This window comes from Chordicoccus furentiruminis (genome assembly GCF_019355395.1).
Classification (GTDB): Bacteria; Bacillota; Clostridia; order Lachnospirales; family Lachnospiraceae; genus Chordicoccus; species Chordicoccus furentiruminis.
Map to the genome: position 1 here is coordinate 2,964,599 of NZ_CP048829.1, position 13,709 is coordinate 2,978,307.

At 58.9% G+C, this 13,709-nt stretch carries 11 protein-coding genes; 9 read left to right on the top strand and 2 right to left on the bottom strand.

Going from position 1 to position 13,709, the window contains the following annotated elements; all coding sequences use genetic code 11:
* Position 1 precedes the first annotated feature (1 nt).
* From G4C92_RS13550 to G4C92_RS13580, 7 genes are all read left to right on the top strand, one after another.
* Positions 2-796, top strand: a complete 795-nt coding sequence (locus tag G4C92_RS13550) for an exodeoxyribonuclease III (protein ID WP_274940354.1) — start codon at positions 2-4, stop codon at positions 794-796.
* Positions 793-2,562 (top strand): oleate hydratase, encoded by a 1,770-nt coding sequence (locus G4C92_RS13555; RefSeq protein ID WP_274940355.1) that lies wholly within the window; start codon positions 793-795, stop codon positions 2,560-2,562. Before G4C92_RS13550 ends, G4C92_RS13555 begins: the two co-directional genes overlap by 4 nt.
* Positions 2,563-2,757: 195 nt before the next feature.
* Positions 2,758-3,933, top strand: coding sequence for an ABC transporter substrate-binding protein (locus G4C92_RS13560; RefSeq protein ID WP_274940356.1), 1,176 nt, complete (start codon positions 2,758-2,760; stop codon positions 3,931-3,933).
* 93 nt (positions 3,934-4,026) lie between these two features.
* Positions 4,027-4,908, top strand: coding sequence for a branched-chain amino acid ABC transporter permease (locus G4C92_RS13565; protein WP_274940357.1), 882 nt, complete (start codon positions 4,027-4,029; stop codon positions 4,906-4,908).
* A gap of 10 nt (positions 4,909-4,918) precedes the next feature.
* Positions 4,919-6,046 (top strand): branched-chain amino acid ABC transporter permease, encoded by a 1,128-nt coding sequence (locus G4C92_RS13570; RefSeq protein ID WP_274940358.1) that lies wholly within the window; start codon positions 4,919-4,921, stop codon positions 6,044-6,046.
* Entirely contained in the window at positions 6,043-6,906 is an 864-nt protein-coding gene (locus G4C92_RS13575) for an ABC transporter ATP-binding protein (RefSeq protein WP_274940359.1), read from the top strand. Before G4C92_RS13570 ends, G4C92_RS13575 begins: the two co-directional genes overlap by 4 nt.
* A complete protein-coding gene (locus G4C92_RS13580) occupies positions 6,899-7,597 on the top strand; it encodes an ABC transporter ATP-binding protein (RefSeq protein WP_274940360.1) in 699 nt (232 codons plus the stop codon). The genes G4C92_RS13575 and G4C92_RS13580 overlap by 8 nt, the downstream gene beginning before the upstream one ends.
* Positions 7,598-7,734: 137 nt before the next feature.
* Here G4C92_RS13580 and nrdD read toward each other — a convergent pair whose 3' ends face one another.
* Both nrdD and G4C92_RS13590 read right to left on the bottom strand, forming a co-directional pair.
* Positions 7,735-9,939 carry an anaerobic ribonucleoside-triphosphate reductase gene (gene nrdD, locus G4C92_RS13585; RefSeq protein ID WP_274942021.1) on the bottom strand — a complete coding sequence of 735 codons (2,205 nt, stop codon included), beginning with the start codon at positions 9,937-9,939 and terminating at the stop codon, positions 7,735-7,737.
* Between the two features lie 254 nt (positions 9,940-10,193).
* Positions 10,194-11,609 carry a phage tail tip lysozyme gene (locus tag G4C92_RS13590; protein WP_274940361.1) on the bottom strand — a complete coding sequence of 472 codons (1,416 nt, stop codon included), beginning with the start codon at positions 11,607-11,609 and terminating at the stop codon, positions 10,194-10,196.
* A gap of 213 nt (positions 11,610-11,822) precedes the next feature.
* Between G4C92_RS13590 and G4C92_RS13595 the strand changes: the two genes are divergently transcribed.
* The gene (locus tag G4C92_RS13595; protein ID WP_274940362.1) at positions 11,823-12,599 is read left to right on the top strand and encodes an SDR family NAD(P)-dependent oxidoreductase; all 777 of its coding nucleotides are present in this window, start codon (positions 11,823-11,825) and stop codon (positions 12,597-12,599) included.
* 13 nt (positions 12,600-12,612) lie between these two features.
* Complete coding sequence (locus G4C92_RS13600; protein WP_274940363.1) at positions 12,613-13,671, top strand: S66 family peptidase; 1,059 nt, start codon at positions 12,613-12,615, stop codon at positions 13,669-13,671.
* The last annotated feature ends 38 nt before the right edge of the window (positions 13,672-13,709 follow it).

Genomic DNA, 13,709 nt, shown 5'->3' on the forward strand with positions numbered 1-13,709 from the left:
GATGAAGTGCATTTCATGGAACGTGAACGGTCTCCGCGCAGTGATGAAGAAGGATTTTCTTCAGACGTTTGCGTCTCTTGACGCGGACATTTTCTGCATTCAGGAGACAAAGATGCAGGAAGGACAGGCGGAGCTGGACCTTCCGGGGTACGAGCAGTACTTCAGCTACGCGGAAAAGAAGGGCTACTCCGGCACGGCGGTGTTCACCCGCCGCCATCCGCTTCGCGTGACCTGCGGGATCGGCGTGGAGGAGCACGATCATGAGGGGCGGGTCATCACGCTTGAATTCGAAGATCTGTTTTTCATTACGGTCTATACGCCCAATTCGCAGGACGGCCTCAGGCGTCTTGACTACCGGATGCGGTGGGAGGACGACTTTCTCGCTTACGTGAAGGCGCTGGATCGGGTCAAGCCTGTCGTCTGGTGCGGCGATCTGAATGTGGCGCACGAGGAGATCGACATAAAAAATCCGAAGACGAACCGGCAGCACGCAGGTTTCACGGATGAGGAGCGGGCGAAGATGACCGCGGCGCTTGACAGCGGCTTCATCGACACGTTTCGGTATTTTTACCCCGATCAGGCCGGCGTCTACTCGTGGTGGTCGTACCGGTTCCATGCCAGAGAGAACAACGCAGGCTGGAGGATCGACTACTTCATCGTCTCCGAGCGGCTGCGCGGCCGCCTCGAGGACGCGAAGATTCTCACGGACATCTACGGCTCTGACCACTGTCCGGTGGAACTCGATCTTAAGGAGGCGGACGGCGTGTCCGCGGACACGGAGGTGAGTAATCCATGACGGACAGCCGGTTTTTCATGTTTGAGCATCCGGAGAAGGCACCGGATATCGAAAAAAAATCCGCCTGGCTGGTGGGAAGCGGCATTGCTTCTCTGTCCGCAGCCTGTTTTCTGATCCGCGACGGCGGGATGGACGGCCGAAGAATTCACATCCTCGAGAAGAATCCTATCGCAGGAGGAGCGCTCGACGGCTATGTCTTCGATGGTGTGGGCTTTGTGATGCGGGGAGACCGCACGCTCGATCCCGGGGACGCCTGTCTCTGGGATCTGCTCCGTTCCGTTCCGGCGGATGAGTTTCATTCGGTTCTTGATCGTCTGATTGAGCTTAACCGGAGGGATCCGAACTATTCGCTCTGCCGGGCGACGGAGTCCTGCGGCGCGGACGCAAAAAGAGATGGCGCGTTCGGTCTTTCGGACAAGGGCGTCCGCGAGCTTCTTCATCTGTTCATGCAGACCGACGGGCAGCTGGCAGGGAAGAAGATCAGCGACTGTCTGGACGCGGAGGTGCTGGCTTCCCCGTTCTGGCTCACATGGAGGAGCACGTACTTCCTCGAGAACTGGCACAGCGCGCTGGCCTTCAGGCGGACGCTGCTGCGGGCTCTGCCGCATATCGGCACAATGCCGGAGATGAGGGATCTGATCTTTACAGAGAGCAACCAGTACGAATCTCTTGTCATGCCGCTGACCGGCTTTCTGCGGGATGCCGGAGTGGATTTCCGGTATGGCGTGCATGTGACCGATGTGGCTTTCGACACGGCGATGAACCGGAAAATCGCGACACGGATCGATCTGGTGAAGGACGGAGAAGAGTCCTCCGTCGATCTGACTCCCGATGATCTTTTATTCATCACGATCGGGGGATGCGTGGAGAACTCGACGATGGGAAGCCAGAAGTCGCCGGCCCCGCTGAACCGGGAGGTGTACGGAGGAGGCGGATGGGCGCTCTGGAAACGGATCGCCGCGCAGGATGAAACATTCGGCCGTCCGGACGCGTTCACGTCGAATGTGGAGGAGACGAACGGCATGAGCGCGACGGTGACGCTGACCGACTCCGCCATCATTCCTTATATCAAGAAGATCTGCCGCCGCGATCCCTGTTCAGGGCGTGTGTCTACCGGAGGTCTCGTGACGGCACGGGATTCCAGCTGGCTGCTCAGCTGGACGGCTGACCGGCAGCCTGTGTACGCGGGACAGCCAAAGGATCAGGTGATCATCTGGCTGTCCGGCCTCTTCACGGACAAACCGGGCAATTTCATCCCGAAGCCGATGCGCGACGCCAGCGGGATGGAGATCTGCGAGGAGTGGCTCTATCATCTCGGCGTGCCGGTGGATTCCATCGAGGAGCTCGCGAGAGATCATGCGGTCACAGTTCCGGTGATGATGCCGTTTCTTACCGCCTCAAGAATGCCGTGCAGTCCGTCGGACCGGCCCGCGGTGGTACCGGATCAGTCGGTGAACTTTGCTTTTCTCGGTCAGTTCGCCCGTCCGGAGGGCGGAGCCTTCTTCACGGCGGACGATTCGGTCCGCACGGCGATGGAGGCGGTGTACCGGCTGCTTTCCATCGACCGGCCGGTGCCGGAGGCCGCGGCCGGCTCAACGGATCTCCGCGTCCTTGTCCGCGCGCTGGTGGCGATCCGGGACGGAAGGCCGCTGGAAACGCTGGACCCAGGCTTCTCCCGCAGACGGGTGATCACGAAGCTGCTGAAGGACGCGGAGGGAACAGCGTTCGGAAAGATGCTGGAGGAGGAGAAGGCGGTCAGGAAGTGAGCTTTCTGTCTTCCGTGTCTTTTTCTGTACGGATTGCGGTGCCATTATTTTCAAAACTGTATTTTTTATTGTTCAATATTGACAGACAACAGGCGCCCGGCTAAACTATCTGAATATAGAAACAGTCCGGAGCAGGCAAAGACGTCGCTTGAGAGCGGCGTCTTTTTGTTTTTCCGGGGAAAGAGAGGGGGACCTATGAAAAAACAGATGATGGCGGTTCTGACAGCTTCCGCGATGGCGGCGGGCATGCTTGCGCCGGTTCAGGCGATGGCAGCGGACAGTGATACGGTGAAAATCGGCGTATTCGAGCCGAAGACCGGTGAGAACGGAGGAGGCGGCGCTCAGGAGGAGCTCGGCATCGAGTACGCCAATTCCGTGCGGCCCACTGTCACGGTGGACGGAAAAGAGTACACCGTCGAGCTGGACTGGCAGGACAATCAGTCGGATAAAACCGTTGCCGCGACCGCGGCGCAGAAGCTGATCTCCGACGGTGTGGTGGGTGTCATCGGCGGCTACGGGTCCGGCGTGTGCATAGCCGCCGGCTCCTATTTCTCCGACGCGAAGGTTCCGGCCATCGGAACTTCCTGCACGAACGCGAATGTCACCCTCGGCAACGATTACTATTTCAGAACCTGCTATCTGGACCCGTTCCAGGGAAAGATCATGGCCAACTGGGCATACCAGAACGGATACACAGAGGTGGCGACCGTTGACAATGTGGGGAACGAGTATACCTCCGGTCTCGTCAAGACGTTCACGGACGCGTTCACCGCTCTCGGGGGTACGGTGAAGGACGCGGAGACATTCCAGACCAATGAGTCGGATTTCAAGGCGATCCTGACGAACATCAAGAAGAGCGGCGTGAAGGCGGTCTTCGCCCCGACGGATTATCTGTACGCGCCGCTGCTCCTGAATCAGGCGAAGGATCTCGGCCTCTCCGTCCAGTGGATCGCGGGCGATACATGGTACTCCAACGTCCTGATTCAGGACGCGGGCGACAACGCGGAAGGCGTGGTGGCGGATACGTTCTACGCGGAGGGAGGCAACAAGGACTTCGACGAAGGATTCAAGAAATGGATCAATGAGGACGGGAGCAGGAAGGCGACCAATCTCAACTCCGACGCGATCGTCGGGAATCATGCGGTGGCCTATGACGCCTATATGGTGATGCTGGATGCCATTGAGAAGGCGGATTCCCTCGACGGGACGAAGATCCGTGACGCGATCGCCGATATGAACGAATCGGACGGCTTTGCCTGCGGTCCCTACAGCTTTGATCAGAACGGCGATGCGAAGAAGGACACCTCGTATGTCTGCCAGATCAAGGGCGGCCAGTGGGTCTTCCAGAGCAAGGAGAAGGTGGACAGCTGACCGGGCTGAGCGGAATGACGGGCCGGAGATCCGGAATACGGATTTCCGGCCGTTTTCAGCAGATCCAAAAGGCATCGATTGTGAGGTGGACGTATGTCTCTTTCGTATATTCTGCAGCAGCTGCTGAACGGACTTTCCCTCGGCGGGGCCTACGCGCTGATCGCCATCGGCTACACGATGGTGTACGGCATTCTCCGCATGATCAATTTCGCGCACGGGGACGAGTTCATGATGGCAGGCTATTTCATGATCTATTCCATCGCCGTCTTTCCGTGGTATGCAGCCATCCCGGCGGTGATTCTGGAAACGGTGGTTCTCGGCGTCCTCATCGAGCGGTGCGCCTACAAGCCGCTGCGTTCGGCGCCGCGCATGTCCGTCATGATCAGCGCGATCGGCGTCTCCTACCTTCTGGAGAACCTCGCCAACTATCTCTTCACGGCCATGCCGCAGAGCTATCCCCAGATCCCGGTTCTGAAGAAGGTCTACACCTTCGGCGACATCTCCGTTTCCCGGGTGACGCTCCTTGCCCCGGTTCTGACGGTGATTCTCGCGGTTCTTCTGGTGCTTCTCGTGAACCGGACAAAATTCGGCATGGCCATGAGGGCCTGCAGCCGGGATCAGGAGACAGCCAGAATCATGGGCATCAAGGTGGACAACATCATCACGATGACCTTTGTCATCGGGTGCGCGCTGGCGGCGGTGGGGTCCATCCTTTACTTTACGGACCGGAACACCGTGCAGCCCTACTCCGGATCTCTTCCCGGCCTGAAGTGCTTCGTGGCGGCCGTGATAGGAGGGATCGGAAGCATCCCGGGCGCTGTCGTGGGCGGCTTTATCGTGGGAATCTGTCAGATCGTGATCACGGCGGCCGGCTACTCCGTGTTCTCGGACGCATTCACCTTCGTCCTGCTGTTCATCATTCTTCTCGCGAGACCGTCGGGTCTGTTCGGTGAGAGGGCAGTCGAAAAGGTGTGAGGAGGGCGATATGGGAAGAACGAAGCATGGAACGAGAAACCTTGTACTGAATCTTGCGCTGGCGGCGGCGGTCTGTGTCTACCTTGCCGTACTGCAGTCGGATACGACCGCCCATTCCTACGCGATCACCATCATCGAGCGCTCGGCGATCTACGCGGTAGCGGCCGTCTCCATGAACCTGATCATCGGCTTCACCGGACAGTTCTCTCTCGGAACGGCGGGCTTTATGTGCATCGGCGCGTATGTGACGGGCATCGTCACCATCAATCCCGCCATGAAGCAGCAGATCTACTATCTGTACGGGATTCAGCCCTGGCTCGCGAACATCAGAATGCCGCTGATTCCGGCCCTTCTGATCTCCGGCATTCTCTGCGCCGGCATCGCGTACCTTCTCGGCTGGCCTGTCCTCAGGTTCAAGTCCGACTATCTCGCGATCGCGACGCTGGGCTTCTCCGAGATCATCCGCGCCGTATTCGGGTGGGACGGACTCGGGACCGTCACCAACGCTTCCTACGGCGTCTCGAATATTCCGCCGTTCTCCAGCGTGTTCGAGTGCGTCGGGATCTGCGCGGTCTGCATTGCCGTTATGGCGCTTCTGATCCGCTCAAGTTACGGCCGCGCGTTCAAGGCGGTCCGGGACGACGATGTGGCCGCAGAGGCGATGGGGATCAATCTTTTCCGCACCAAACAGCTTTCCTTCGTGGTCTCAAGCGCGTTTGCCGGCGTCGCCGGCGGACTGCTGGCCGCGTTTATGCGCTCCGCCGTCACCAGCACGTTCACGGTTGCGCTGACCTACAATATTCTGCTGATGGTGGTGCTCGGCGGCGTCGGCTCGGTTTCCGGGTCGCTGATCGGCGCCTTTCTTGTCACCGGATCGCAGGAATGGCTTCGTTTTCTCGATAAGGAGTATTCGTTCTCCGACCTGATTCCTGGACTGGCCGGCACTTCCTTCGGTTCGGTTCAGGTTCCGTTTCTCCGAAACGGGTTCCGGATGGTCATCTTCAGCATCCTTCTGATGGTGGTGGTACTTTTCTGGAATCACGGCATCACGGGCTCGAAGGAACTGACATGGGACAGGATTTTCGGCTTCTTCCGGCGTGGGAAGCATAAAACGAGTCAAGAGGGGGTCGGACAATGAGCGGAGAAAGGGACAGGACGGTTCTGCTTCTGGAAGATGTCACGATGCAGTTCGGCGGCGTCGTGGCGGTGAACAATCTTTCGCTTCGGGTCAGCGAAGGCCAGATCGCGGCGCTGATCGGCCCCAACGGAGCGGGGAAGACGACGGCGTTCAACTGCATCACCGGGGTGTACCAGCCGACCAACGGGCGGATTTCCTTTGAGGGGAAGGTGATCATGGAAGGCATGCCGAGAGGCCGGATGGCGAAGCTGTACGCCGGTGAGAATCAGGGAAAATACACGCGCTGCATAAGCCACACCCCGGACGAGATCACAAAGGCGGGCATCGCGCGGACGTTTCAGAACATTCGCCTGTTCGGGAAACAGACCGTCTTTGACAATGTGCTCGTGGCGAAGCATATGAGGGCGAAGCAGAATCCCTTCACGGCGACGTTCTTCCTTAATCATCGGGAAGAGAAGCGGATGGAAGAGGAGACATGGGATCTGCTGAAGGAGCAGGGTCTTGACGCGGTCGCGGACCATGAGGCCGCTTCTCTTCCGTACGGGCTGCAGAGACGGGTCGAGATCGCGCGGGCTCTCGCCACGGAACCGAGGCTGCTCTGCCTCGATGAGCCGGCGGCAGGCATGAATCCGCAGGAGACGCTGGAACTCTCGGAGTTCATTCGGGACATCAGGAGCCGGTACCATCTGACGGTTCTTCTGATCGAGCATCATATGAATCTGGTCATGAAGATCTCGGACAGCGTCTTCTGCATTGACTTCGGGAAGATGATCGCGCAGGGGGAGCCGGAGGACGTCGCGGCGGATCCGAAAGTCGTCGAGGCGTATCTGGGCGTCTCAAAGGAGGAAGAAGATGCTTGAGGTGAAGAATCTGAAGATCCGCTACGGCGGAATCGAGGCGGTCCGCGGCATCAGCTTTGTCGTGCCGGACGCGAAGATCGTGACGCTGGTCGGCGCCAACGGTGCCGGAAAATCATCGACACTGCGCGCGATCCTCGGGCTGGTGAAGGCCTCCGGCGGTTCCGTCCGCTTCAAGGATCAGGAACTGATCGGAAAAAAAACGAACGACATCGTCGCCTGCGGGATCACGCTGGTGCCCGAAGGCAGGAGAGTCTTCCCGGATCAGACGGTTCTGGAAAACCTGAAGATCGGCGCCTATCTCAGAACCGATCCTCTGGATGAGGATCTGGAGCGGGTATTCTCGCTTTTCCCGAGGCTGAAGGAGCGCTCCTGGCAGCCCGCCGGGACTCTTTCCGGCGGCGAGCAGCAGATGCTCGCCGTCGGACGGGCGCTGATGGCGAGTCCCGAGCTGATCATGATGGATGAGCCGTCCCTCGGACTGGCGCCGATCGTGGTCCGCGACATTTTCGGTATTATCCGTAGGATCAACCGGCAGGGTACGACCGTCCTTCTGGTGGAACAGAACGCGAATATGGCGCTCCGCATCGCGGACTACGCGTACGTGGTGGAAAATGGTGAGATCACGCTGGAAGGACAGGGATCGGATCTCCTTTCCGACGAAAAAGTCAGGAAGGCTTATCTGGGAACCTGACGAGAGAAAGCGGCACGGATCCATGACGGCAGCCGGACGCTGCCGGAGAAAATCAGGAGGGAGGGAGAAGGCTGCGGACTGCCTTTTCCCTCCCTCTTTCGGACTTACGATACGGAACCGGTCTGATCTGGCCCGGATTAAAGGTGAAGCACCCGGTCGGCGATCTCCGAGGTCCGTCCCTGGTTCCAGTACTGGGTGCCGATGTAGCCGCAGGTACGCCGCGCCACATGCATCTTCGTCTGATCCCGGTTGCCGCACTGGGGGCATTCCCAGACGAGCATGCCGGTCTCGTCCTTCTTGATCTGGATCTCGCCGTCGTAGCCGCAGACATCGCAGTAGTCGCTCTTCGTGTTGAGCTCCGCGTAGAGAATCGTGTCGTAGATATGCTGCATCACGCGGATGACGGCCGGGATGTTGTTCTGCATATTCGGCACCTCCACGTAGCTCACCGCACCGCCCGGAGACAGCTTCTGGAACTCCGCCTCCTTTGTCAGCTTGGCGAAGGCGTTGATCGGCTCGGTCACATGAATGTGATAGCTGTTGGTGATATAGTTCTTGTCCGTGACGCTCGGAATCCGTCCGAAGCGGCGCTGCAGGCATTTCGCGAACTTGTAGGTGGTGCTCTCAAGCGGCGTGCCGTACACCGAGTAATCGATGTCCTCCTCTTTCTTCCACTTCGCGCAGGCGTCGTTCAGCGCCTGCATGACGCGGAGACCGAAGTCCTTGCCTTCATCCGTCGTATGAGAGACGCCCTTCATGTAGTAGACGCACTCCGCGAGACCTGCGTAGCCGAGAGAAAGGGTGGAGTAGCCGTGATAGAGCAGTTTATCGATCGTCTCGCCCGGTTCGAGACGCGCCAGCGCGCCGTCCTGCCAGAGAATCGGAGCCACGTCGGAGGGCGTTCCCTTCAGACGGTCGTGACGGATTCGCATCGCGCGGTGGCAGAGATCGAGCCGTTCGCGCATCAGATCCCAGAACCGGTCCTCATCGCGGCCGGAGGAGCAGGCGACGTCCACAAGATTCAGCGTGACGACGCCCTGGTTGAAGCGGCCGTAATATTTTCGCTGTCCCTCCACATAATCCCGGCTTCCGGAGATGTTGCCGATGCCGGTCGCTGTGAATCGGTCCGGCGTCAGGAAACTGCGGCATCCCATGCAGGGGTAGCAGTCGCCTTTCAGCTCAAGAGCCTTCTTCTCGGAGATGTAGTCCGGTACCATCCGTTTCGCGGTGCAGCGGGCCGCCAGCTCGGTCAGATAGAAGTACGGCGTGCCCTCACGGATGTTGTCCTCCTGAAGCACATAGATCAGCTTCGGGAAGGCCGGCGTGATATAGACGCCGGAGCGGTCCTTTACGCCGAGGATCCGCTGGTTGAGCATCACCTCGATGATCAGGGCGAGATCGTCGCGCACCTGGCCCTCCGGAACCTCGTGAAGGTACATGAAGACCGTGACGAACGGAGCCTGCCCGTTGGTGGACTGCAGCGTGATCAGCTGATACTGGATCGTCTGACATCCGGACTCCACTTCGGTGCGGACTTCCTTTTCGACCAGCGTCCGGAACTGGCGGTCGTCGATCTCCACGCCGGCCGCGGAGAGCTCCGACTTCAGGCGCTTCGCGATCTTTTTGCGCGACACGTCAACGAATGGCGCGAGATGGGAGAGGGTGATGGTCTGGCCGCCGTACTGGCTCGACGCCACCTGGGCGACGATCTGGGATGCGACGGTGCAGGCAGTCGCGAAGCTGCGGGGCGTATCGATATGCGTTCCAGAGATGCAGGTGCCGTTCTGCAGCATGTCGTCGAGATTGACCAGACAGCAGTTGTGCATGTGCTGGGCGAAGTAGTCCGCGTCGTGGAAGTGAATGATGCCTTCTTTGTGCGCCTCGACGATATCCTCCGGAAGAAGGTAGCGGTTGGTGTAATAGCGGCTCCATTCGCCGGCCATATAATCACGCTGGACAGAGAGCACCGTCGGGTTCTTGTTGCTGTTTTCCTGACGGACCTCCTCGTTGTCGCGCTCGACGACGCCCGCGATTTTCTGGTCGACGTTGCTCATCTTGCGCATCTCATTGTGCTTGTACCGGTAGGTGATGTAGAGACGGGCCACCTTGGTCCGGCCTGAACCCATCAGCGCATCCTCTACCTTATCCTGAATTTCTTCCACCGAGAGGTCCCGGCCGGCGTTGGACGCGTCCTTCTCGATGCCGCGGGCGATCTCGCCGATTTCCGCGTCCGTCAGCCGCTCGCTTAAGATGCCTTCCTCACGGTTGGCGCGTGCGATGGCGTCCGCGATCTTCTGCCGGTCGAAGGGGACGCGTTCGCCGGAACGCTTCATGACGCACATGGAGGGCTCATCCAGATCCATGTTGCCGTCAAGAGTTTCATTGTAAATATACATACCGGTCCTCCCTTTTTTCTGACTATATGTCCGATTTCCAATTGATTGAGAGTATATACAATATCTAGTGGTGAGTGCGAAATTTATTATACCGCATATTGAAGAATTGGCAAGCACAAAAATAAAAGGTCCGGCCGCGCACGGATTTCCGCGCGCGGCCGGACCCGGACAGACGTCCTGACCGGCGGTCTGAAGGAAGATCAGTCCTCTGAGTCATCCGTGGCGGATGTATTCTCATCCGGGGAATCATCCTCCTGACTGCTGTCTCCAGAGGCATCCTCATCCGACGAATCATCGCCGGATGCATTCTTCTCCGCGATGTACTCGTTGTACTCTTCCTGCGTCATGCCGATGGAGTCAAGATACTCCTGCCACTCCGCCTCCTCGGCGGCCCGTTTCTGCTCGGCGTCGTTCTGTTCGTCGCTGACAGAGCCGTCGCGGCCTTCGTCATGGCCCGACTTCACGTATTCGACATAGTATTTGACATATTCATCGGCGTATTGGTCCACAAGATCCGGATTGTTGTTCTGGTAGTTCACGACACTGAAGCTGAGGCTTCCGCGCTGGCCGTGCTCCACGCCGTAGGTCAGGAAATGGTGAAGCACCGCGTCGTAATCCGAGCCGACGGAATCGACGACATCCGGATAGCGGGAGGTGTAGTAGTCGTAGTCGAAGATCAGACTCACATCGTAATCAAGGCCGAGGAGATACTGAAAATCGCTGTCCGAGTACGCGTCATGATCGGAAGACCCGCTGTCAGAGGTTTCTTCGTCGGAGTTTTCATCGGAGGTTTCCTCATCCGTTTCTTCTGAGGACTCCTCATCAGAAGTCTCTTCATCAGAGGATTCCGGATCCGTATCATCGGCGGTATCCTCATCCGTTGTCTCGTTATCCGCCTCTTCCGAGTCGGATCTTTCCTCGTCTGCTTCCGCAGAGGAATCGGATGCCTCGCTGTCGGCAGAGGACTCTTCGTCAGAGGATTCACTGTTCTCCGAAGAGGATGCCTGCTCCGCGCCATCGCTGCTGCTGCCGGAGACTGCCTGACTGCTGTCTGACGAGGTTTCCTCATCGGAGTCCCCGCTGTCATCGGAGGAAGAGGAGCCGCCGTACATGCTGAAATAGGTGGAGGCAAAGCTTCCCCGGGTCGCAAACTCCCAGTCGTAGTTGCCGCACTGCTCGAAGCCGCGGCAGAAGGCCTTTGCCGCGCTGACTGCGCCATCGGCCGTATCCGGAACGCTCTGAAGCTCACCCAGAACGCCGCTGTATCCGTTTTCAAGCTCATGAAGAAGGAAATGCACCTGGCCGCTGATACTGGAGGAGCTGTATCCGTTGGCGCTGCAGTAGGCTTTTAGATTCGCGGTACGGCGGCTGTCCCACTGAACCAGTCCGTAGAAGCTGCCGGACGCCTCCGGGTTGAGGCCGCTTTCCTGCTCAAGGTTGCCGATGATGCCGCAGGCGGCCGCGCTGCTTAAGCCGCCGTCTTCGGTCAGGATCCGGAAGATCTCGGAGCTGGCGCTCCCTGCTGCATATACGGTGGCAGTCATCGCCGGAATCGCCGGTGAAACAGTGGCCGTCAGCATGGCTGCCGTGAGAAGCATAACGAGTTTTCTCTTCATAGATGTTATCCTTTCCGATTCTTCCGTGGAGGAAGATTCGCTTGCTACGATACCGATCTTAACACTTCTGTAACAAAATGTAAATAAAAATATTAAACGAGGAAATACAAGCTCAACATATTTGTTTCAAAAATGTGAGTGTCGGACGGAAACGGCGGGATGTGATATAGTAAAGAAAATGAAGACGGGCGTCGGCCCGGGACGGGAGGAAGGATGAAGATTGCGTTGGTGACGGGCGCCTCCAGTGGGCTCGGAAGGGAGTATGTTCTTGAGATCAGCCGGGCGGAGCCCGGCATCGACGAAATCTGGGCTGTCGCGAGAAGAGCGGACCGGCTGGAGGAGCTGAAAGCGGTCAGCCGGATCCCGGTGAGACCTGTGCCGGCGGATCTCACGAGGGAAGAGGACATCGAACGGATTGAGGCGCTTCTTGAGAAGACAAAGCCGGAGATCAGACTTCTGATACACGCGGCCGGCTTCGGCAAGATCGGAACCTTGAGTCAGATAGACCGGAGAACCTGTGACCGGATGATCGACCTGAACTGCCGCGCCGCCGTGGACGTCACATACCTTGCCCTGCCTTATATGAAGGAAGGGAGCCGGATCGTGGAGGTCTGTTCCACCGCTGCCTTCCAGCCGTTTCCGTTTCTCAACGTCTACGCCGCTTCCAAGGCATTCCTTTACCGTTTTACAAGAGCGCTCCGGCGGGAAGTGATGCACCGCGGCATCGGGGTGACGGCGGTCTGTCCGTATTGGATCCGCGATACGGAGTTTATTCCGACCGCACGGGACACGGAAGGAGGCGGTGCCGCGATACGCCATTTCCCTCTGTCCCAGAGCGTCAGGACCGTTGCCCGGTATTCGCTGTTCGACAGCCGGTGCGGCTTCGCGGTTTCAACGCCGGGTATCATGTGCTCGCTGCACCGGATCGCCGCGAAGTTCATTCCGGCTGATGCGATGATGGGGATCTGGGAGCTGATCCGAAAACTTTGAGGAGGAAATGAGTATGAGAACACCGGCTTTTCTGCGTCCCGGGGATTTGATCGGGCTTTGCGCCCCGTCCTTCGGCGCCGCCACGGAACCTTATATCACAAGACTCAGGTCCGCGATCGGAAAATTCGAGGCCCGCGGATACCGCCTGCGGATCGCGCCCAGCACCTACCGGAGCGACGGGCTGGGGATCAGCACGAAGCCGGAGGACGCGGCAGCCGATCTGATGAACCTATATCTTGACCCGGAGGTGAAAGCCGTCATCTCCGTTGGCGGAGGGGAACTGATGAACGAAGTTCTTCCCCATCTGGATTTTGAGACCATCCGTAAGGCGCCGCCCAAGTGGTTTATGGGCTACTCGGATAACACGAACTTTCTGCATCCGCTTCTTACGCTGGCGGATGTGCCGGGAATCTACGGTCCGACGGCCACCGGCTTCGGCAAGCCATGGGAGGCGCCGGAGCGGGACGCGTTCGCCCTGCTGGAGGGAACGGATCTGACCGTGCGCGGGTATGACCGTTTCGAGACGCCATGGACGGAGGACGGCGGGGAGACGGAGGATCCTCTTGCCCCGTACCGCCTGGACGCGAAGAAGACGCTCAGACTGTGGATGCCCGGCTGGGAAGGAGCAAGGGAAGCGGCCGGCAGCCGCCTTTCGATGGACGGTGTACTGATCGGCGGCTGTCTTGACGTTCTGGTTAATCTTTCCGGGACACCGTTTGACGGGACAGCCGCTTTCGCGGAGGCGAACGGGCCGCTGATCTGGGTTCTGGAGGCCTGCGATCTTTCCGTGATGAGCATCCGGCGGGCTCTCTGGCATCTGGACGAACTCGGCTGGTTCCGCGGCGCGGCCGGTTTTCTGATCGGACGGCCGCTGGCGGCTTTTCATCAGGAGATGATGGGCGTGGATACGGGCAACGCTGTGACGGATATTCTGAAGGGGAGGAATGTTCCGATCGTTCTTGATGTGGACGTGGGCCATGTCAAGCCGTCGATGCCGCTGATCTTCGGGAGCCGCGCTCATGTGACGGTGGAAGGAGACCGGATCGAGGCTGCGATGACGGCGGAAAGGTAAGAGAACGTCACGAATGCGACACGAATAAGGGGTATGAT